Genomic DNA, 19701 nt, shown 5'->3' on the forward strand with positions numbered 1-19701 from the left:
GAATAAAATTGAACACATACATTCAAAGAAAGTCAGGTGAAGCCATGCAACTCTCCATCCGAGCTACAGGCGAACACGTAGAAGTCTTGTCCTATTTGCTTGCTAAAAATCCAAACAATATATATGAACGCACTGAAAACGGTCATCTCGTCCGGATGTTCTTTAACCGCTTTGAGGCTGAACATGTAGACGTCACATTTTTCGTAACGCCCGACCCAATCGAACTTTCACGTAACAATGCTGGCCAATACGATATTACTTCATACATAAATGACCGAGAATTTGCCGTCAGCAGTATTTTTTGCTCGTTATTACGAACGGCCCTCGGCACGGCGCTCAACGGTAAACCAAAACCAGAATATGCGGAATGGGTCAATCATTCGTTTCCGTTACACATTTCTGTTGGGCCGATTGCGAGTGCATTAAGTGATGGAGCCATTCGTGAGTTGTTCGAACCACTCGGTTATCAGGTGGAGTTCGTCTATAGCGAGACAACCGACGATTTAGATTTAACGAAGAAACACTCTGCCCGAATGCTACAATTGTCAGGCATGACGACACTTCAATCGGCATTGCGACAATTGTATGTTTTGATTCCTGTCATGGACAATTATAAGCATTATTTTATCGATGAGAAAGAAATTGAAAAACTCAAACGTTACGGGGAAGGATGGTTAGATTCTCATCCACAACGTACATATATTTTGAAACAAGCATTGCGCTTCAAAGACGTATATCGTCTCTTAGAAGAGGAGCCGGTAGCTAAAGTACAAAAAGCGGATCACCAGCGGTTGAACGACCTGCGTTATGAGGCAATCATCGGAAAAGTGAGCGCCTTACCAGAGCGTCGTGTCGTCATTGATATGGGTGCCGGAGAAGGGAAGCTTGCGAGCAAACTTGGTTTTGTGCCTGGGATTGAACTGATTTATGCGGTCGAACCGTCTGAGCGTGAGCGACTCAAGGCATTAAAACGTTATGAAAAAAATGCCGAAGATAAAACATTTAATCAACCGGTGTCGATGTTCGGTTCGCTGTTTTATGTGGATGACCGATTACGCGGAGCGGACGTCTTCATTCTTTGTGAGGTCATCGAACATATCGATGAAGATCGTATTCCTAAGATGATGGCCACACTTCTCGATACGTACCGACCGAAGTCACTCTTCGTGACGACACCAAATCGAGAGTATAACAAGGTGTATGGGCTCGATTCGTCATATCGACACCCGGATCACCGCTTCGAGTGGACGAGGTCAGAGTTCATGTCTTTTTGTGAGACGCAAGCAGCGCTGTTCGGTTACTCGTGTACGTTCAGTGGGATAGGCGAAAACCATCCGACGTTTGGAGAGCCGACTCAACTCGCCGAGTTTACAAGAAAGCAGGTGTTATAATGCGGATTCAACTTCCTTATGCGGGAATTGTATTATTGGTCGGACCGTCTAATAGCGGAAAGTCGACATGGCTCAAACAATTAATCGAAGACGAAACGATTCGTCCGAGCGAAGTCGTCAGTTCGGATGATTACCGGAAACTTGTCGGGGATGTCGAGCATATCGATTGGAAAGGACATCCGCCGGACGAAGCTGACACGCTTTATGAAGCGTATCAAGACATATCCACAGAGGCGTTTGCGCTGATGACTTCACTCATCGAAGCAAGGGCGCGACTCAATAAACTGACGATAATCGACGCGACACACCTCTATGCGTCTGACCGTAAAACTTATATCGAATTGGCACGACGGTTGCATCAACCTATCTACGCGCTAGTCTTAGACGTCGAACAACACACATTACTTGAGCGTGATCAACAACGCGATTTCCCTCGTGGGGGGCGACGTGTAAAACAACAAGTTCAAGTGTTCAATCGGGAAAAGCGCTCGATGAAACGCGAAGGATTCGACCAACTTCACATCGTTGCAGACGTTGAGAAAGTCGAACTTGTGCGCCAAATGAATAATCCTCTCCATATATCGGCGGATCATGGGATTGATGTGATTGGGGACATTCACGGATGTTTCGATGAGTTCATCGAGTTGCTCGGACGCTTAGGATACATCCAAAACGAAGAAGGGTTATACGTACATCCAGAAGGACGCACCTTCTTGTCACTTGGAGATATTACGAGTCGCGGTCCGAAGTCACTTGACACCATTTTGTTCTTCATTCGGCACGTCGAAGCGGGTGTTGCGAAAATGATTGATAGTAATCATGGCTGGAAAGTGTTGCGCTGGCTCGAAGGACGAAACGTTACGATGAAGCATGGGGATGAGCTATTTGTGGAAGAACTCCATGCATTCGAAGAGGAGAATGGCGCAGAATTAACGGAGGCGTTAAAGTCTTCAATGAAGCGCCTGCTAAAACATGCACCCTCTCACTATGTTCTGACCAAGCACGATATTCCGACAGCAGTCTGTGTCCATGCCGGTATTCGAGACGAGTTCATTGGTAAGTACTCTCGAGAGATTAGTGATTTTTGTCGCTACGGTGACAATGATGGATTTGATGACGCAGGTAAGCCGATTCGAAAAGATTGGACGGTGCATCATCGCTCGAACAAGTTAATCATTTGGGGACACGATCCGCGTCCACGTCCACTACGTCTCAATCAAACCATTAATATCGATCAAGGTGTGGTTTTTGGTGGGCGCTTGACGGCATTTCGTTATCCGGAACAAACCATCGTTCAAGTGGAAGCAAAGCAAGATTATGCACAAGTCGATGACAATCCGCTCGCGATGCTAGAAGCGAAACGATTAGACCCACCAAATATCGGGAAGTTTATGAATGGCTATACGGTAGAAACGGAAGCCATCGGTGCAGTAAAGGTCTCGAAAGAAACAGCATTACCGTCCATTGATCTCGTATCACATCATACCGTCCCGCTTGAAGAGTTGGTTTACATTCCACCGACGATGAGCCCGACACCGAAGCCAGCTGCTGAGGAGGGTTATCTCGAGCACCCAAACGAAGCGATTGCCTATTATCGAGAACTTGGGATTACGCGACTGATCGCTGAGAAAAAGCATATGGGGAGTCGTGCAATTCTACTTCTATTTAAGAATGAGGATGCTGCAGAGCAAGCGATTGGCCGACGAACGAAGGGGATCATTTATACGCGTTCAGGTAGACGGTTCTTTGAATCTGAGCAAGAGCTTGAAGTCGTTACGCGACTTCATCAGTCGTTGACATCAAACGATTACTTCGCGTCGCATCAAACAGAGTTTGTCTTACTTGATGCCGAAATCCTGCCTTGGAATTTGAAAGCGAGAGAGTTGATTCGTCATCAGTATGCTCACGTCGCTGAGCAAGCGTTACTCGATCGAGAGCAATTAAAACGTTCGCTCGAGTCAGCTGTAGACCGCGTGGATGGCGTTCGTGAATGGTATAGAGAAGTGAGTCAAAAGCTGGAACAAGCCGAGACATTTAAACAGGCGTTTCAAACGTATTGTTGGGACGTTGAAGATCTTAACGCGATTAAGATTGCACCTTTCCATGTGTTGGCACATAGCGAAGAAACGTTTTTTGATAAGACGCATGAATGGCATATGACCATGAATCAGAGATTTTCAGAAATGGATGAACTGTTTTTAGCGACCGATTATAGAATCATTGAAGATGCCGAGACTGAAACTGATGTGATTGAATGGTGGAAAACGATGACTGAAGACGGTCACGAGGGAATCGTCATCAAACCAGAGCGGTTTTTGACGCAAGTTGAAGGGAAACTGATTCAACCTGCGATCAAAGTACGTGGTCGGAAGTACTTATCCATCATCTATGGAATGGATTATTTAGAACCTAACAACTTGAAGCGATTAAAAAAACGGAACGTCTCGAAGAAACAAAAGCTCGCCTTGCGTGAATTTGCACTTGGGATAGAAGGTGTGAAACGTTTTGTGGAGCGAGAATCGCTCGAAAGGTATCATGAATGCGTTCTGGCGACACTTGCGATGGAAGCCGAGCCAGTTGATCCAAGACTATAAAGATTAGGGAGGAATGATTGAATGGAAACGATTGATCCAAAAGACATCACCCGCATCGCCGTCGTCGGCGCCGGCTGGGTCGGTATCAGTTTCGCCTATCAACTGTCGATGGCGGCGCTCTGTGAAGAGCTCGTCTTGATCGACTCGAACCACGCCAAGGCCGAAGGGGAGGCGATGGACCTCAACCATGGCATCTCGTTCGCCCCGAGCCCGGTCCGCATTTGGGCGGGGGAGTACGCGGACTGCCGTGACGCCGATATCGTCGTCATCACGGCCGGTGCTGCTCAAAAGCTCGGTCAGACCCAGATGGACCTGGCTGCACAAAACGCGGTCGTCGTCCGTGACGTCACGAAACAAGTCATGGCGAGCGGATTCGACGGCATCATCGTCGTTGCGACGAACCCGGTTAACGTCATGGCGCACGTCGCCTGGAAGGCGTCCGGCTTGCCAAAGCACCGCGTCATCGGTTCGGGTACGGTGCTTGACACGGCCCGTCTTCGTTATAAGGTCGGTGAGTACTTCGACTTGTCTTCACGGAACTGCCACGTCTATTACATGGGCGAGCATGGCGCCGGGGGATTCGTCGCCTGGGACAATGCCCGCATTTATGGGAAGTCGATGAAGCAGTTACTTGAGGAGAATGAATCGTACCGCCAAGAAGATTTGGACGCCATCTATCAAGACGTCCGCGATGCGGCGAATCAAATTATCGAATATAAGAGCGCGGCGTACTACGCGATTGGGCTCGGTCTCCTCCGGATCGTTCGCGCCATCGTCCGGAACGAGAACTCCGTCGTGACGATCGGTGCTCATCTCGACGGAGAATACGGTGCCTCTGGGCTCCATATCGGCGTACCGGCCTTGATCGATCGGACCGGTATCCGCCAAATCGTCGAGATCGAACTGACGAACGAGGAACAACAACAGTTCGACGCCTCGGTCGGACGGATTCGTCAAGCGATCGACAAGATTGAATCGAGTTCATAAAAAAGGCCCGGCTGCGATTGCAGCCGGGTTTGTCGTTACGAAGCCTTCTTCTCGGCGACGTCTTTCTTATAATATTTCTCGGACGTGAAGAACTCAGTCGTCAAGCGCTTCACTTCACCGCTCAACATCAAGACGGCAATCATGTTCGGGATGAGGATCATCGCGAGCATGAAGTCGAGGAAGTTCCAAATCATTTGGGCGCCGCCGATCGCACCGATGACGATCGAGGCGATATAGACGACTTTCATCAAGAATCCGGCCTTCAACCCGAACAAGTACTCGGCTTGGCGCGACCCGTAAAAGATGATGACGATGATCGTCGACAAGACGAAGAAGATGAGCGAGATCGTGACGAGCAGGCTACCCGTGTAACCGAAGTACTGTTGGAATGCGATCGTCGTCAGAGCGGCCGGGTCGTTCATGGCGCCGGCCTCTGTCCATACACCGGAAGACAAGACGACGAACGCCGTCGTGCTACAGATGATGAGCGTATCGATGACAATCCCGATCACGGCCCAGAAGCCTTGACGGACCGGATGATCCGTTTGGGCGGCCGCGTGGGCGATCGGTGCCGTCCCGAGTCCAGCCTCGTTCGAATACAGACCGCGGGCGAAGCCCCAACGAATCGTCTCGGCAATCGCGGCACCGGCGAAACCGCCAAGGGCAGCCATCGGTTGGAATGCGTACGAGAAGATGAGCCCGAGTACTTCCGGGATTTGCGAGAAGTTCATCAAGACGATGATGAACCCGGCACCGACATAGACGAGCGCCATCGCCGGGACGATGACCTCCGTCACTTTGGCGATCCGCTTCACGCCGCCGAAGACGACGAGCGCGACGAGGCCCGCGACGATGAGTCCGGTCACGAGCGTATTGCCGTCGAACGTCTCGCGGACGGCCGAACTGACGGCGTTCCCTTGGACCATGATACTCGGGATGAGTTCAATCATGAGGGCGAAGGCGAACCAAGAAGCGAGCCATTTCAACTTCAATCCTTTGGCCATATAGTAGACGGGACCGCCGACAAATTCCCCGGCCTCGTTTTTCTCGCGGTAACGGACAGCGAGGACGCTCTCCGAGAACTTGATGGCCATCCCGACGACGGCGATGACCCACATCCAGAAGATGGCACCGGGACCACCGAACATGATGGCAGCCGGTACCCCGATGATATTGGCAGCACCGATCGTCGACGACAAGGCCGACGTGAGTGCTTGGCGAGGACTGATGTCGCCTTCGCCTTTTGGTTTTTTAAAGACACTGCCTAACGTTTGTTGCAATATGTATAGCGGGTATCGGAATTGGAAGAACCCTAAACGAATCGTCAAATAAAGTCCAGACAAGACAAGTAATGAGATGATTGGCACTCCCCATAGCCAATCCGAAAACGTCGTCACCATATTCACAAGTTGTTCCACATCACCACTCCTATCCATTATTTTACTTAAATATTGTTTCCTAACTACAGCGTCATTAAACCTGTTATTTCACATACAAGGAGGAATACATGCATGAAACAAGCACAACATCTCATCGTATCGGGTCGTGTCCAAGGGGTCGGTTTCCGCTACTTCGCTCAAGCGACAGCGCTTGAATACGGCATCACGGGTTGGGTTCGGAACTTGAATGACGGGACGGTCGAACTTCGAATCGAAGGAGACGCGGAGAGACTCGAATCTTATAAACGTGCTTTATATGACGGCAATCGTTTTGTCGGGGTCGAACGCATCGAAGCCGAAGAGGCGACGATCGAATCCTTCCGGAAATTCGATATCCGTTATTGACCATTTCTCTCATAAAGAGCAATCCTTCCTCATTTACTCGCCGATAATTTGTAAAATGAGGGAACGGTTCCATATGAAAAATCCACATTTCAAAAAAATAAACATCATTTTTAAGGATAGGGTGGTCAAAAAAATGAAAGTGTGTATAATGAAATAGACCAAGCGCTTTATTGTCAGAAAATTTAGTCATTTGATTCATTGGGTAACACGGAAGGTATTACATGTATGTGGAGGTAGTTGTATGAAAAAATCGACATTATTCCCGTTAGCGTTCACGATTTTCGCATTATTCTTCGGGGCCGGGAACTTGCTGTTCCCACCGATGCTAGGTGCGATGGCAGGACAGAACCTCGTCCCAGCCCTAGTCGGCTTCGTCATTACCGGCGTCGGGCTACCATTACTCGCGCTCTTCGCAGTCGCGCGGGTCGGCGGTGGGTCTGACCAAATCGCTCGGTATATTCCGAAGCGTCTTGCTCTCGTCTTGACGGGATTAATGTACGTGGCAATCGGGCCGTTCTTCGGGATTCCTCGGACGGCAGCCGTCACGTATGAGATGGGAGTCGTACCGTTCCTCGGTGCGCCATCTACGCTCACGCTCGCAATCAGTTCAACTGTCTTCTTCGGATTAACGTTCTTCTTGACGTTACGCGCTCAAAAATTGATTGAAATCATCGGACGCATCATCACACCAATCCTCTTGCTCTTGCTTGCGGCAATCGGAATCACGAACCTCGTGGCTCCACTCGGGAAGCCGGTCGCACCAGCAGAAGGATATGAGACATGGATCGGTGCGCTCGGGGAAGGTTTCAAACAAGGTTACTTGACGATGGACGTCTTCGGCGCACTCGTCTTCGGTGCCATCGTGCTCGTCACGCTCAAAGCGAACGGTATGACAGACCAAAAAGAAGCGTCTTCGCTTCTCCGCTCGTCAGGCTTACTTGCCGTCACATGTTTGATGCTCGTCTATATCTCGCTCGGATCGATCGGAGCGAATATGACGGGTCAAACGGGGACGACAGATGGCGCAAGCTTGCTTCAAGCGTTCGCCGGTTCTTCATTCGGACAAGTCGGAATGCTCGCCCTTGGGGCAGCAGTCTTCCTCGCTTGTTTGACGACAGCAGTCGGACTCATCACTGAGTTCTCACGCTTCATCAGCAACACGTTCGAATCACTCAAGTATTATCAGGTCGTTATCGCGACGACGTTGTTCGGCTATCTCATCTCACTCGTCGGACTCGGTACGTTGATTCAAATCGCGGTACCGCTTCTCACGCTCTTGTACCCGGTCATGATCGCACTCGTTCTCGTGTCGATCACGGAACGGATTCAACGCAACCCTCACGTCGCCATGAAGGCGACAGTGTATACGGCCCTCGTGCTCTCGCTCTTTGAGACGACACACGGTTTGGCGCCGTCTGCTGCAACCGAATGGATCACGAACTTGCCGATGGCTGAGATCGGGCTCGCCTGGGCGGTTCCAACGTTGATCGTGTATGTGATCACGCTTTTCTTACCGAAACAACGTTCCAATCAATCACTCGCTCAATCACGCATCTCATAAGCAAGTGAACGAACACCCATCCTCTGGTCAAGGATGGGTGTTTTGCTGTCTTATCGTTTGCTCATTCCATTCATCAACAAGTAAAATGAAAGGATGAAAAGGAAGTGACATACATTGACGACTAAACAAAAGAAACAATTGGCGATTCTCATGTTGAACATGTTCATCGCTGTAGCAGGATTCGGGATCATCATTCCGATCATTCCTGATTATTTGAAGATGATCGGAGAAGGCGGCACTGCTGCCGGTCTCATGATCTCAGTCTTCGCAGGGGCCCAGTTGCTCATGTCGCCGATTGCCGGGAAATGGGCGGATGTTTACGGGCGCCGTCTAATGATTATTTTAGGTCTGATCGGCTTTACCGTCTCGATGGGCGTCTTTTACTTATCTGACAACCTGACCGTCCTCTTGATTTCACGGGCGATCGGCGGCGTCGGGGCCGCGCTATTGATTCCGGCGATTTTCGCCTACGTGGCCGACATCACCACGCTCAAGCAACGGGCGAAAGGGAACAGTTATATTTCCGCGGCAATGTCGCTCGGGATTGTTATCGGACCGGGGATCGGTGGTTTCTTCGCTGAGTTCGGTTTGAAGGCGCCGCTTCTCTTGTCGGCGATCGTCTCGTTCGTCGCCGTCATCTCGTCGATCATTCTATTGAAGGAACCGGATCGAGAGCCATACGTTCAAACGAGCGAGAGCGAGTCGTTGCCGCGCCAACTCGTGTCGTCGACACGGAAGCCGTATTTCTTCGTTCTCGTCATCAACTTGGTCATGGCGTTCGGTTTGATGGCGTATGAATCTGTCCTCGGCTTGTTCGTCAGTGAGACGTTCAGCGCGACACCGCAACAAATCGCGGTCATGATCACCGGGACAGGCATCGTCAGTGTCATCGTGCAGCTGTTCGCCGTCGACCGTCTCGTTTCATTGCTCGGTGAGATCAAAGTCGTGCTCATCTTCATCATGCTCGCCGCGCTCGGCTTCTTGTTCTCGTTGTTCGCCGGGTCTTACACGATTTTCTTCGCCGTCACGTTGATTATCTTCTTGTCGACGTCGATTTTACGACCGGTGTTGAATACGCTCGTGTCGAAAATGGCCGATAAGGAACAAGGGTTTGCGATGGGGATGAACAACGCCTACATGAGCATCGGCAATATCGTCGGGCCGACGCTCGCCGGGATCGCGTTTGATATCGATATGCGCTATCCGTTCGTGATGGGACTCGTCCTGTTGCTCGTGACGTTCGCCGGAACGTTGAACTGGTCGAAGCGGAAAGCGACGGCCACGTTCGAACAATGATGTGAGGAGGGAACATGATGATTTATGTCGGTGTGACGGGATGGGGCGACCACGATTTGCTCTATACGAACCCGGAAGAACGTAAACATAAACTGTCGACCTACGCGGGGCATTTTCCGACCGTCGAGATCGATTCCTCGTTTTATGCGATTCAACCTGTGAAGAACTATGAGAAGTGGAACCAGGAGACACCGGAAACGTTCCAGTTCGTCGTCAAAGTTTCCAGGGAAATGAGCGGACATGACCGCGACCCGAAATTACCGCTCGCCGAACTGTTCGAACGGTACCGGACCTCGGTCGAACCGTTGAAGCAGGCCGGAAAACTACGGGCCGTGCTCGTCCAGCTGCCGCCGTGGTTTGACGTCTCAAAGCCGCATCTCGATTATTTGCGGACGATTCGCGACGAGTTGAAGGACTATGACATCGCAATCGAGTTCCGCAACCCGACTTGGTTCTCCGAGGCGTTCCGGGAGCGGACGCTCGCTTTCTTGACGGAACTTCGGTTCATCAACACGATCTGTGATGAGCCGCAGACGAAAGAGAGCAGCATCCCGTTCGTGCCGGTCGTGACCAATCCGGAAGTGGCCGTCGTTCGCTTACACGGGCGCAACACGGCTGGCTGGCTTAGAAAACCAGGAATGACGAGCCAAGAGTGGCGTCATGTGCGTTGTCTGTATCGCTATAGTGAAGACGAACTGCAAGAGCTCGCGGCGGCGCTTAAACAAGTCGACGCAGCGGCGAAGTCGGTGTACGTCTACTTCAACAACAACTCGGCCGGAGACGCGGTACCGAATGCCAAACGGTTGATCGAGATCCTCGGTGCCGAATATGAGCTCGCCCCGAGCCAAATCAGCCTGTTCTAGGAAGGGGAATCGTCTTGAGAACGATCACGATGTATCATTATAATGACTTACATTCGAAATTTCATAACTGGCCGCGTCTCGTCTCGTTTTTGAACGAGCACCGGACAGAAGAGACGCTCGTCTTCGATCTCGGCGACCATGCCGATCGGACCCATCCGGCGACGGAAGTGACGCGAGGACAAGTGAACGTCCGCCTGCTCAATCGCGTCCAACCGACGGCGGTCACGATTGGGAACAACGAAGGCATCACGTTCCCGCATGACTGGCTCGCCCATCTATACGAAGAAGCGGAGTTCCCGGTGTTGCTCGCGAACGTCTATCAGGCGGATGGCACGAGACCCGATTGGGCGACGGAGACGCTCGTCGTCGAACGAGACGGACTCCGCATCGGGCTGTTCGGCGTGACGGCACCGTATGAAGAACTTTATCCGGAACTCGGTTGGGCCATCGAAGCCCCGCACGCGGCGACGAAACGTGCGCTTGAAACACTTCGAGACTGTGATGTCGTCATCGCCCTCAGCCACCTCGGTTTTTACGCCGATGAGCGGCTCGCCGAAGCATTTCCGGAAATCGATGTCATCCTCGGGGCCCATACCCATCACGTGCTCGATGACGGGGTCGTCACGAACGGCGTCCTGATCGCCCAGGCCGGCAAATACGGTCAATACGTCGGGGAAGTGGAACTCACCCTCGACGGGAACCGAATCATCGAGAAGCGGGCCAGTTTGCATGACTTGACGGAACGAGATACAGATGAAGCGACGGTTTCGACCTTACAAGAAGAATACAGCCAAGCCGAGCGGCTGCTCGACGTGACCATCGCTGACACGCCGGGTTATCCGAGCGACTGGTTCGGCCCATCTGCCCTCGGTGAACTGTTGGCAGGCGGGCTGGCGGACTGGTGTGACGCTGAAGTGAGCGTGATCCCGGCAGGCGTCCTATTGGAAGGATTATTACCGGGGCACGTCACGCTCAATATGCTTCACCGCATCTGTCCGCATCCGATCAATCCCTGTCTGCTCTCGCTGGACGGAGCCACACTGATCCGTTTTTTAAACGATGTCCAAGAAGAAGCGTTCACGACGATGCATGTCCGTGGCCTCGGATTTCGCGGAACGGTGCTTGGCGCCCCGATTGTCCACGGTCTCGAGTTGAGGCATGGTCGCTATTACGTCCACGGTCAGGAAGTCGAGCTCGATGAGACGTATCGCGTCGCCACGGTCGACATGTTCACGTTCGGACCGCTCCTTCCTTACTTGGCCGACCAGACGAAGCGTTACTTCATGCCAGAACTGCTCCGTGATGTGTTGCGGGAAACGATTGTGACACGCCATAATGCCATCCGAAAAGGATAGGGGCAGGGCCGGTCGGCATGATATGATAGGAGAGTGGAGGTGTGAAACATGATTAGAGTGAATCGCCACGGCTATACCGTCATCGAAGAAAAACGGGACGGTTTTGACGAGGAGGCATTCATCGCACGCTATAGCGACGTGCTCGATAAGTATGATTATATCGTCGGGGACTGGGGTCACGGACAACTTCGGTTGAAAGGATTTTATGAGACAAAATCCAAGTTCGCGACATATGACAATCGGATCGACCATGTGATGGATTACGTGTATGAATACTGTAACTTTGGGTGCCCGTTCTTCGTGCTCAAGAAAGAGACGGAAATCGATGAGGCGGAAGACGGTCCGGTCTTCGGCGGCACGAAACAACCGCTCAAACTGAAACGCAAATTCAATAAGTCGGAAGAAGCTGAGCCTTCGACCGGCACATGACGCGCTGATGACATCAGCGCTTTTTTTGTTACATTTATTTTCCAAATGTTTCTTTTAGGTGAAAAGACGGTGTGACAGGTTTAGGGGTGGGAAAATTGTGATAACTTATATTTATAGCAATTGTTTCTGTTCGGGTTTTGGAAGTGAGGTGGAAGTATGCAACACGTACAAACGGCGACCGTCGGTGACCGCGATGACGTCCACAACCGAATTCATAACTTCGGTCTGGGCTTACTTGCGATGTTGTTCTTCGGGTTCGGGAGTATCATGACGTTTTACTTCACGGCCGCAGTCCTTCTCTATGAGGTTGTCCACGTATTGCTGATCCGCCGCTTTGAATATCGTCAGGCGTTTCTGAGAAGCCGTCTATTTAAAATCATTTCGTTGGCGGCAGTGGCCACAGGTGTGCTCTTATTTATTTTATCGATGTCACAGTTTTTCATGGGCAATGTGATGTATTGAGGGGGAGGGGAAAAACCTTTTCCCTTTTTTCGTGGTTTTTTGAAACTTTTCTGGGGGCGATGACGTACACTTAGGAAAGACCTCACAAAAAGGATGATGAAAAATGACTGCACAGTTAAAACAACATGCACAAAAAATGTTAACCGGAAAGCGTTGGCTGATGGCCGGGCTATTAATTTTATTCGTCGTCTTGAACGGGATTCCACAATCGTTCGCGCCGCCTGTCCCTGTAGACCCAGAGGCGATACCGACAGCGGCTGACACGGGACTTACGTTCTTGTCGCTTCTTCTCACTTTGTTGATTGCACCTCTCACGATCGGCTGGGCGTGGCTCGTCCTTTCCGTTTCACGCGGCGAGCGGCCAGGCGTCTCAAAGTTGTTCGAGCCATTTAAAACGGGCTACGTCAAGCACGTGCTCGCCCCGTTCTTCATGGGATTGTTCATTTTCTTATGGACGTTGCTCCTCGTGATCCCGGGAATCATCAAAGGGTTCTCGTACTCACTGACGTACTACATTTTACGGGACCAACCGGAACTATCGGCCCTTGAGGCGATCACGGAATCACGCCGCATGATGGATGGGCATAAGATGGACGCGTTCAAACTCGTCCTCTCGTTCATCGGTTGGTTCTTCGTCGGGGTGTTTACGCTCGGAATCGGTTTCTTGTACGTCTACCCGTACTTCACGACGACGTACGCGACGTTCTACGACTCGATTCGTCAAGCGGAACGACCACAGACGAACCATGCCGGAACGGATTTCGAACAAGGATTCTAAACGAAAACCTCCGCTCATCGAGAGCGGAGGTTTTATTATGCGTTGATTTCTTGTTTTTGGAGGTATGGCTTGAGTGACAACGTGTGCTCGGCGACGACTTTACGAATCGTCTTCGTTTTCGAGCGCATGACGAGCGACGTCGTTTCGACGATATCATCCGTCAAGAATTTGACGCCGTCGAGCAATTCGCCTGACGTGACGCCTGTCGCCGCAAAGATGCAGTCATCGCTCTTGACGAGGTCGTCGATTGTGAGCAATTGGAGCGGGTCTTCGATGCCCATCGAGATGACGCGCGCCGTTTCTTCTTCGTTCATCGGGTGAAGGCGTGCCTGCATGTCGCCTCCGAGCGCTTTGACGGCCGCTGCCGTGATGACGCCTTCCGGGGCGCCGCCCGTGCTGATAAAGATGTCAATCGGATTTGATTTGACGGCTGCCGCGATTCCCGCCGAGACGTCTCCGTCTTCGAACAGCTTGACGCGAGCGCCCATGTTCATCGCCGCTTGACGCAAGTGCTCATGGCGATCACGGTCTTGCATGATGACCGTGACTTCTTCGATACGCTTGCCGTTATAGAGGGCTGCCTTCTCGATGATCGATTCGAGCGGTTCGTCGAGCGAGACTTTCCCTTTCAAATTCGGCCCGACGACGAGTTTATCCATATACATATCCGGTGCGTGGAGGAGGGCGCCCTTATCGGCGACCGCGATGACGACCATGGCATCGCCGAGCCCTTTGGCGACGATGGACGTCCCTTCGAGCGGGTCGACCGCGATGTCGACTTCCGGCCCAAACGTCGTGCCGAGACGTTCACCGATATAGAGCATCGGTGCCTCATCGAGCTCGCCTTCACCAATCACGACGGTGGCGTCCATATTGACCGTCCCGAGGACTTCACGCATTGCTGACGTGGCTGCGTCGTCTGCTTCGTTCTTTTGACCACGACCGATCCATTTTGACGAAGCAAGTGCTGCTGCCTCAGTTGCTCGTACGATCTCTAGCGCTAATTCTCGTTCCATAGTGTTGTACCCTCCACGTGATGTCTATTTAATGTGTCATACTATTTATTGTGTTAATCCGTGGATTAGTGTATCACAATCAGATAAATGATGTAAATAGGTGAGATTCTTTTCTCGAACGAGAAAAAGGATTACTATAGGAGGCAGGGGGGATTCCGATGTATTTTGTGAACAGAGAAAAGATTAGCGAGACGTTGGCCCATATGGAGACGATGTTCGGTCGACTTGATCAACTAGAGGGGGACGCCTTCACGGTCGAACTGGCGAAACAGCGGTTGGCCGTCCATTTGATGGAAGGCGTGATTGATGTCGGCAATTCGATGATTGATGGCTTCATCATGCGCGACCCGGGCAGTTATGAGGACATCGTCGATATTTTGCTCGATGAACGCGTGCTCGATGCCGAGACGGCAGTAGCCGCAAAAGCGCTCGTGGCGCTACGGGCTCATTACGTCCGGGAGTTCGTCACGGCAGACTCGGACCGATTCGACGCTTGGGTCGAGCGCTATAGAGCGACGTTCGAGGCATTCCCAGAGCAGGTCCGGCATTATATCGAAGTGGAACTTGGACCTGTATCAGCATTTCTACCAGAAAGCGAGTGATTGGATGGATTCGATTAAAGGATACTTATTTGACTTAGACGGCACGATTTATGCGGGGACAGCCCCGATTCAAGCAGCGGTCGATTTCGTGAATCGACTCGAAGCAACGGGCTTCCCGTACTTGTTCGTCACGAACAACGCGTCGATGACGCCGAAACAAGTGGCAGATAAGCTCGTCTCGATGGGTGTACATGTCACACCAGAGCACGTATTGACGAGCGCGATGGCGACGGCCCGTTACATCGAGAAGATGACGCCGGGCGCGACGGTTTACATGATTGGGGAAGACGGCTTGCGTTTAGCGCTTGAAGAACGCGGCTTCCACGTGACGGAAGAGGCGAAGGCGGACTATGTCGTCATCGGGCTCGACCGCCATATCACTTACGAGAAGTTGGCGAAAGGCGCACTCGCGATTCGTTCCGGTGCCCGCTTCATCTCGACGAACGGCGATATAGCCATCCCGACCGAACGTGGCTTTTTGCCTGGGAACGGGGCGCTCACATCCGTCTTGGCTGTGACGACAGAAAAAGACCCATTCTTCATCGGGAAACCGGAACCGGTCATGGTCGATATCGCCCTTGAGATGATCGGTCTCACAAAAGAAGAGGTCGTCATGGTCGGGGATAACTATCATACCGACATCTTGTTCGGAATCAACGGTGGACTCCGGACGCTTCATGTCAATTCGGGCGTACACGGTCCGGCCTTTATCCAAGAACAAGAAAAGCTCCCGACCTATATGGTCGAAAGCTTAGATGAATGGACGCATGCATGAAAAAAAGGGATGACTCACGTCTCCCTTTTTGTTTAGAATACTTGTTCGACTTCAACGATGCCAGGTACTTCTTCGATGAGCGCACGCTCAATCCCGGCTTTCAAAGTGATGGTTGAAGATGGGCAGCTGCCGCATGCACCCATCAAACGAAGTTTGACGATGCCTTCTTCCACGTCTACGAGTTCGACGTCACCGCCGTCGCGAAGCAAGAACGGGCGTAATTTATCGAGTACTTCTTGGACTTGATCAAACATTTCCATGGTATCTACCCCTTTCTGGTTCCCTTTCATTCTAGCAAGTTTGAGATTGTTTCTCAATCATTAACGCTGAGCGTTTTGTGACGATGTCACTTCTTGAATTTTGTATAATAGGAGAGAACAGGGGGAATGGACATGAAAATCACGGTATATGGGGCTGAGGTGCAGTGTGCGAGCTGCGTCGGGGCACCTAGCTCGATCGAGACATATGAATGGTTGCAAAGTGCGCTTGCCCGGAAATATCCGGATCAGGCGTTCGAGTTCGAGTACATCGATTTCGAGACGGCGGACGACGACATCGCTGAGGCGATCAAGCAAGACGAGTGGTTTTATCCGCTTGTCCTCTTGAATGGAGAAGTCGTGGATGAAGGGGTCGTCCAGTTACGAAAAGTCTACTCGGCCATCGAGCAGACGACAGCATGAAAAGAGTCGAGCGACGATTGTCGTTCGACTCTTGTTCGTTACAGAAGGCGGAACGATGACGTCGCCGAACCTGCCGTGTAGCCAGTGAGCGTCGCATCAGCCTTCACTTGGTACGTGCCGCGCTGTGACGAAGAACTTGTCGAGAGCGTGAACGTGATGGCGCCGGTCGAACTTGTCTTGCCTGTCCCTGTGAGCGTCGTGCCGTAAGGTTGTGTGACCGTCACACGGACGTCGGCGTTTGCGACCGGTTGGCCGTTCGCGTCCCGCACCGTCGATGAGATCGATACTTGCTCACCCGCGTAATAAGTCGACTTCGATGTCGATACTGTCGTCGCGAGTGCTTGAACAGGTTGTGACGTCCCACCAGACGTTGGAGCTTGGACGAGTCCGTTTCCGAACCAGGCGTCGCGTCCAACTGCGCCAAGGTCGATCGAGTCTTGTGAGAGTTTTGAGCGGAGTTGTGCGCTCGACAACGTCGGGAACGCTTGCTTCATGAGAGCGAGGTTACCAGCGACGTACGGTGTCGCCATCGATGTCCCGCTCATCTGGCCGTATCCGCCAGTTGCGAGTGTCGAGTTGATGCTCACGCCTGGTGCCGCGACTTCGACCGTGCTGCCTGTAGCCGAGAATGAAGCGCGATTGTTGTTGATGTCCGTCGCTGCGACAGCGATGGCCGAGCTGTATCGGGCCGGGTAGTTGACGAGGTCGCCCGATCCGTCGGTGCGTCCGTTGTTACCGGCTGCCGCGACGACGAGGATGCCAGCATTATTGGCACGGTCGACGACTTGTTGGAGCGTTGAGGATGGACTCGTCGTCCCGAGACTCAAGTTGATGACGTCCATATCGTTCGTGATTGACCAATCGATCCCGGCGATAATACTCGATAGGCTACCGCTACCGTTCGCCTCGAGTGCCTTGACGGCGTAAATGCTCGCCTCGTGGGCAATCCCGACGGTCCCAATGCTGTTGTTACGGGCCCCGATGATACCAGCGACGTGCGTCCCGTGACCGTTGTCATCCGCGTACGAGCTCGTGACCGCGCTGAATGAGGCACCGCCCGAAATCGTCAAATCAGGATGCGGCGAGATCCCCGTATCGACGACCGATACTTTCACGCCTTTCCCGGTGTATCCGCTCTGCCAAGCCGATGGGGCTTTCAACTTCGGGATGCCCCAGTCCTGGGTCTGGTTCTCGATTTGTACCGTTTGATCGACTTCCACGTGGGCGACGTGCGGGTTGTTCTTCAGTCCGTTCAGTGCGGCTTTCGGTACTTCAAGCGCTGCGGCTGGAATGTTTTTGTACTGTTGGCGAACTTCCATGCCTTCGATTGAGAGCGGGATGTTCTTCGCTGACTCTTTGAAGACGACGATGACGCGTTCTTTCGATTTGTTGGGAGCAGCTTCCGCGGCTTCCGGGACGGTTGACAAGACGAGCAATGAGGCGAGGACGGTGCTACAGATTTTTTTCAACTTGTTTCCTCCTTCGGGTTATGTAGGCGAGGTGACACGAAGTCGTTCGGCCGTGACCCTAGAGTAACAAGTTTTGCCAACGGGTAGAATATGTCAATCGAATCAATAATCTGAATATTTAGATAAGGACACAGGGGATTCAGATACAAGACTTTTGGCTCAACACGACGGTGGCTGAACGACAAATGGATTGCTTTACACTAAAAAGGATCGACCGAGATGGCCGACCCAGGCATGTTATTTAATGACTTTATGTTTCCAAAGAATTCCGGACTTGAGCAATCGCGCGACTTTTCCGGTGAGCGACTGTTTGCCCATGAAGACGCCGAATCCGGCCTTCTTCCCAAGCGATCCTAACGTGCCTCGGAGTTTGATATCCGGTAAATCCGGATATGCGACACCTTTCCATTTACAGAGTAGCACTTGGACGATCTGTTCGGCCTGCGCTTCCGCGAGCTGACCCGAAGGTGCATACGGCAGGCTGGCGTTGTCCCCGACGACGAAGATGTCGGGCTGTTCCGGGACGTAGTGGTGTGGTGTCAATTTGACACGTCCACCCCCGTCGAGTTCCCAACCTTGGTTGCGGACGACGGCGACCGGTTGAATCCCGGCGGTCCACACCGTCAAATCGGAAGCGAAGTGCTGTTCATGGTTCCATAACCCATCGGCGTCGACCCGGACGATGTTCGAGCTATTGATGACTTCGACACCATGTTCCTCGAACCAAGACTGGACATACATCGAGACGCGGTTTGATAGGAACGATAGGACGGACGGGCCGCGGTCGAACAAACGGACCGTCAAGTCGGGACGACTCTCGCGCAGCTCGCTGGCGAGCTCGACACCGGACAGGCCGGCACCGACGATCGAGACGACCGATCCCGGAGATAGGCCGTTGATTGCTTGCTGGGTCTTTCGTGATTCTTCTAACGTTTGGATGCTGTACGTGAACTCGGCGGCACCGGGTACGTTATGGTACTTGTCCTCGCAGCCGAGGCCGATGACGAGGTCGTCGTACGGCACTTTTTCCCCGCTCGCGAGCAGGACCATTTTGTCCCCCGTATCGATATCGGTGACTTGGCCGTATATGTAGTCGACCTCTTCTGGAAAATCGATACGGATGTCACGATCCGACACGGTCCCCGCCGCAAGTGCATAATACTCTGTTTTTAATCCATGGTAAGGTAGACGGTCGATGAGTGTGATCGATACGTCCTTCAGCTGATGGCTGAGGACACGTTCGATTACACGCATACCCCCGTAACCGCCTCCCAAGACGACTAATTTGCGCATAAAAATCCCCCTTTGTTACACTTCAACTGTATCATGTTATAATACGCCGTAGAAGAACCATTTTCCTGCTTTGAAGGAAAGGGGAAGGGTGAATGACATGATGAATCCGATCATTGAGTTCTGTGCCTCCAATTTAGCGATGGGTTCACAAATCGCCCGCGCCAAATTAGAGTCCGATCCAGACTTAGACGTCGTCGAATATGGCTGTACGGGCTACTGCGGCGTCTGTTCGCTTGACTTGTTTTGTCTCGTCGATGGTGAGGTCGTGACCGGGGATACACCGGAACAACTCGTGACGAATGTATATGAAAAAATTGAAGAAATGGCATGGTGAAAAAGTTTGAAGGACCTTCAAACTTTTTTTAT

20 protein-coding genes are annotated in these 19701 nt (G+C 52.0%); 15 read left to right on the forward strand and 5 right to left on the reverse strand.

The annotated features are described in order from the left end of the window. The first annotated feature begins 44 nt into the window (after nucleotides 1-44). The 3 genes from KNP86_RS04010 to KNP86_RS04020 are packed head-to-tail and all read left to right on the forward strand — an operon-like array spanning nucleotide 45 to nucleotide 4972. Nucleotides 45-1391 (forward strand): 3' terminal RNA ribose 2'-O-methyltransferase Hen1, encoded by a 1347-nt coding sequence (locus KNP86_RS04010; RefSeq protein ID WP_214752990.1) that lies wholly within the window; start codon nucleotides 45-47, stop codon nucleotides 1389-1391. Continuing rightward, a complete protein-coding gene (locus KNP86_RS04015) occupies nucleotides 1391-3985 on the forward strand; it encodes a polynucleotide kinase-phosphatase (protein ID WP_214752992.1) in 2595 nt (864 codons plus the stop codon). Before KNP86_RS04010 ends, KNP86_RS04015 begins: the two co-directional genes overlap by 1 nt. A gap of 21 nt (nucleotides 3986-4006) precedes the next feature. Continuing rightward, nucleotides 4007-4972, forward strand: a complete 966-nt coding sequence (locus tag KNP86_RS04020) for an L-lactate dehydrogenase (protein ID WP_214752994.1) — start codon at nucleotides 4007-4009, stop codon at nucleotides 4970-4972. A 35-nt stretch (nucleotides 4973-5007) separates the two neighbouring features. Here the strand turns inward: KNP86_RS04020 and KNP86_RS04025 are convergent, their stop codons facing one another. Continuing rightward, entirely contained in the window at nucleotides 5008-6372 is a 1365-nt protein-coding gene (locus tag KNP86_RS04025) for an alanine/glycine:cation symporter family protein (protein ID WP_251128278.1), read from the reverse strand. A gap of 111 nt (nucleotides 6373-6483) precedes the next feature. Between KNP86_RS04025 and KNP86_RS04030 the strand changes: the two genes are divergently transcribed. The 8 genes from KNP86_RS04030 (at nucleotide 6484) to KNP86_RS04065 (ending at nucleotide 13500) form a co-directional block, all read left to right on the forward strand. After that, the gene (locus KNP86_RS04030; RefSeq protein WP_214752996.1) at nucleotides 6484-6756 is read left to right on the forward strand and encodes an acylphosphatase; all 273 of its coding nucleotides are present in this window, start codon (nucleotides 6484-6486) and stop codon (nucleotides 6754-6756) included. Between the two features lie 241 nt (nucleotides 6757-6997). Further along, nucleotides 6998-8317: a branched-chain amino acid transport system II carrier protein gene (gene brnQ / locus KNP86_RS04035; RefSeq protein ID WP_034778429.1), complete on the forward strand. Its 1320-nt coding sequence runs from the start codon at nucleotides 6998-7000 to the stop codon at nucleotides 8315-8317. Nucleotides 8318-8431: 114 nt separating this feature from the next. Beyond that, nucleotides 8432-9613 (forward strand): MFS transporter, encoded by a 1182-nt coding sequence (locus KNP86_RS04040; protein WP_034778427.1) that lies wholly within the window; start codon nucleotides 8432-8434, stop codon nucleotides 9611-9613. A gap of 17 nt (nucleotides 9614-9630) precedes the next feature. After that, entirely contained in the window at nucleotides 9631-10476 is an 846-nt protein-coding gene (locus KNP86_RS04045) for a DUF72 domain-containing protein (protein ID WP_214753384.1), read from the forward strand. Nucleotides 10477-10490: 14 nt separating this feature from the next. Beyond that, nucleotides 10491-11831, forward strand: coding sequence for a bifunctional metallophosphatase/5'-nucleotidase (locus KNP86_RS04050; protein ID WP_251130424.1), 1341 nt, complete (start codon nucleotides 10491-10493; stop codon nucleotides 11829-11831). Between the two features lie 48 nt (nucleotides 11832-11879). Continuing rightward, a complete protein-coding gene (locus KNP86_RS04055) occupies nucleotides 11880-12260 on the forward strand; it encodes a YutD family protein (RefSeq protein WP_021065508.1) in 381 nt (126 codons plus the stop codon). A 156-nt stretch (nucleotides 12261-12416) separates the two neighbouring features. Beyond that, nucleotides 12417-12722, forward strand: coding sequence for a hypothetical protein (locus KNP86_RS04060; protein WP_214752998.1), 306 nt, complete (start codon nucleotides 12417-12419; stop codon nucleotides 12720-12722). Nucleotides 12723-12825: 103 nt separating this feature from the next. After that, nucleotides 12826-13500, forward strand: coding sequence for a DUF975 family protein (locus KNP86_RS04065; RefSeq protein ID WP_034778418.1), 675 nt, complete (start codon nucleotides 12826-12828; stop codon nucleotides 13498-13500). Nucleotides 13501-13535: 35 nt separating this feature from the next. On the opposite strand, the gene glpX is transcribed toward KNP86_RS04065, so the two are convergent. Continuing rightward, nucleotides 13536-14516, reverse strand: a complete 981-nt coding sequence (gene glpX / locus KNP86_RS04070) for a class II fructose-bisphosphatase (protein ID WP_214753000.1) — start codon at nucleotides 14514-14516, stop codon at nucleotides 13536-13538. A gap of 158 nt (nucleotides 14517-14674) precedes the next feature. On the opposite strand from glpX, the gene KNP86_RS04075 reads away from it, so the two are divergent. Continuing rightward, the gene (locus KNP86_RS04075; protein WP_214753002.1) at nucleotides 14675-15118 is read left to right on the forward strand and encodes a DUF86 domain-containing protein; all 444 of its coding nucleotides are present in this window, start codon (nucleotides 14675-14677) and stop codon (nucleotides 15116-15118) included. A 4-nt stretch (nucleotides 15119-15122) separates the two neighbouring features. After that, nucleotides 15123-15893: a TIGR01457 family HAD-type hydrolase gene (locus KNP86_RS04080; protein ID WP_214706604.1), complete on the forward strand. Its 771-nt coding sequence runs from the start codon at nucleotides 15123-15125 to the stop codon at nucleotides 15891-15893. Nucleotides 15894-15925: 32 nt separating this feature from the next. Here the strand turns inward: KNP86_RS04080 and KNP86_RS04085 are convergent, their stop codons facing one another. Then, complete coding sequence (locus KNP86_RS04085; RefSeq protein ID WP_232819607.1) at nucleotides 15926-16183, reverse strand: NifU family protein; 258 nt, start codon at nucleotides 16181-16183, stop codon at nucleotides 15926-15928. A gap of 96 nt (nucleotides 16184-16279) precedes the next feature. On the opposite strand from KNP86_RS04085, the gene KNP86_RS04090 reads away from it, so the two are divergent. Beyond that, nucleotides 16280-16573 carry a DUF1462 family protein gene (locus KNP86_RS04090; RefSeq protein WP_138859124.1) on the forward strand — a complete coding sequence of 98 codons (294 nt, stop codon included), beginning with the start codon at nucleotides 16280-16282 and terminating at the stop codon, nucleotides 16571-16573. A gap of 38 nt (nucleotides 16574-16611) precedes the next feature. On the opposite strand, the gene KNP86_RS04095 is transcribed toward KNP86_RS04090, so the two are convergent. Then, on the reverse strand, nucleotides 16612-18042 hold the full coding sequence (locus tag KNP86_RS04095; protein ID WP_034778398.1) for a S8 family serine peptidase: 1431 nt from the start codon (nucleotides 18040-18042) through the stop codon (nucleotides 16612-16614). A gap of 237 nt (nucleotides 18043-18279) precedes the next feature. Continuing rightward, a complete protein-coding gene (locus KNP86_RS04100) occupies nucleotides 18280-19335 on the reverse strand; it encodes an NAD(P)/FAD-dependent oxidoreductase (RefSeq protein ID WP_214753004.1) in 1056 nt (351 codons plus the stop codon). Between the two features lie 97 nt (nucleotides 19336-19432). On the opposite strand from KNP86_RS04100, the gene KNP86_RS04105 reads away from it, so the two are divergent. Further along, the gene (locus KNP86_RS04105) at nucleotides 19433-19669 is read left to right on the forward strand and encodes a YuzB family protein (RefSeq protein WP_021065517.1); all 237 of its coding nucleotides are present in this window, start codon (nucleotides 19433-19435) and stop codon (nucleotides 19667-19669) included. Nucleotides 19670-19701: the final 32 nt, after the last annotated feature.

Source organism: Exiguobacterium sp. s16 (genome assembly GCF_018618115.1).
GTDB lineage: Bacteria > Bacillota > Bacilli > Exiguobacteriales > Exiguobacteriaceae > Exiguobacterium > Exiguobacterium mexicanum_A.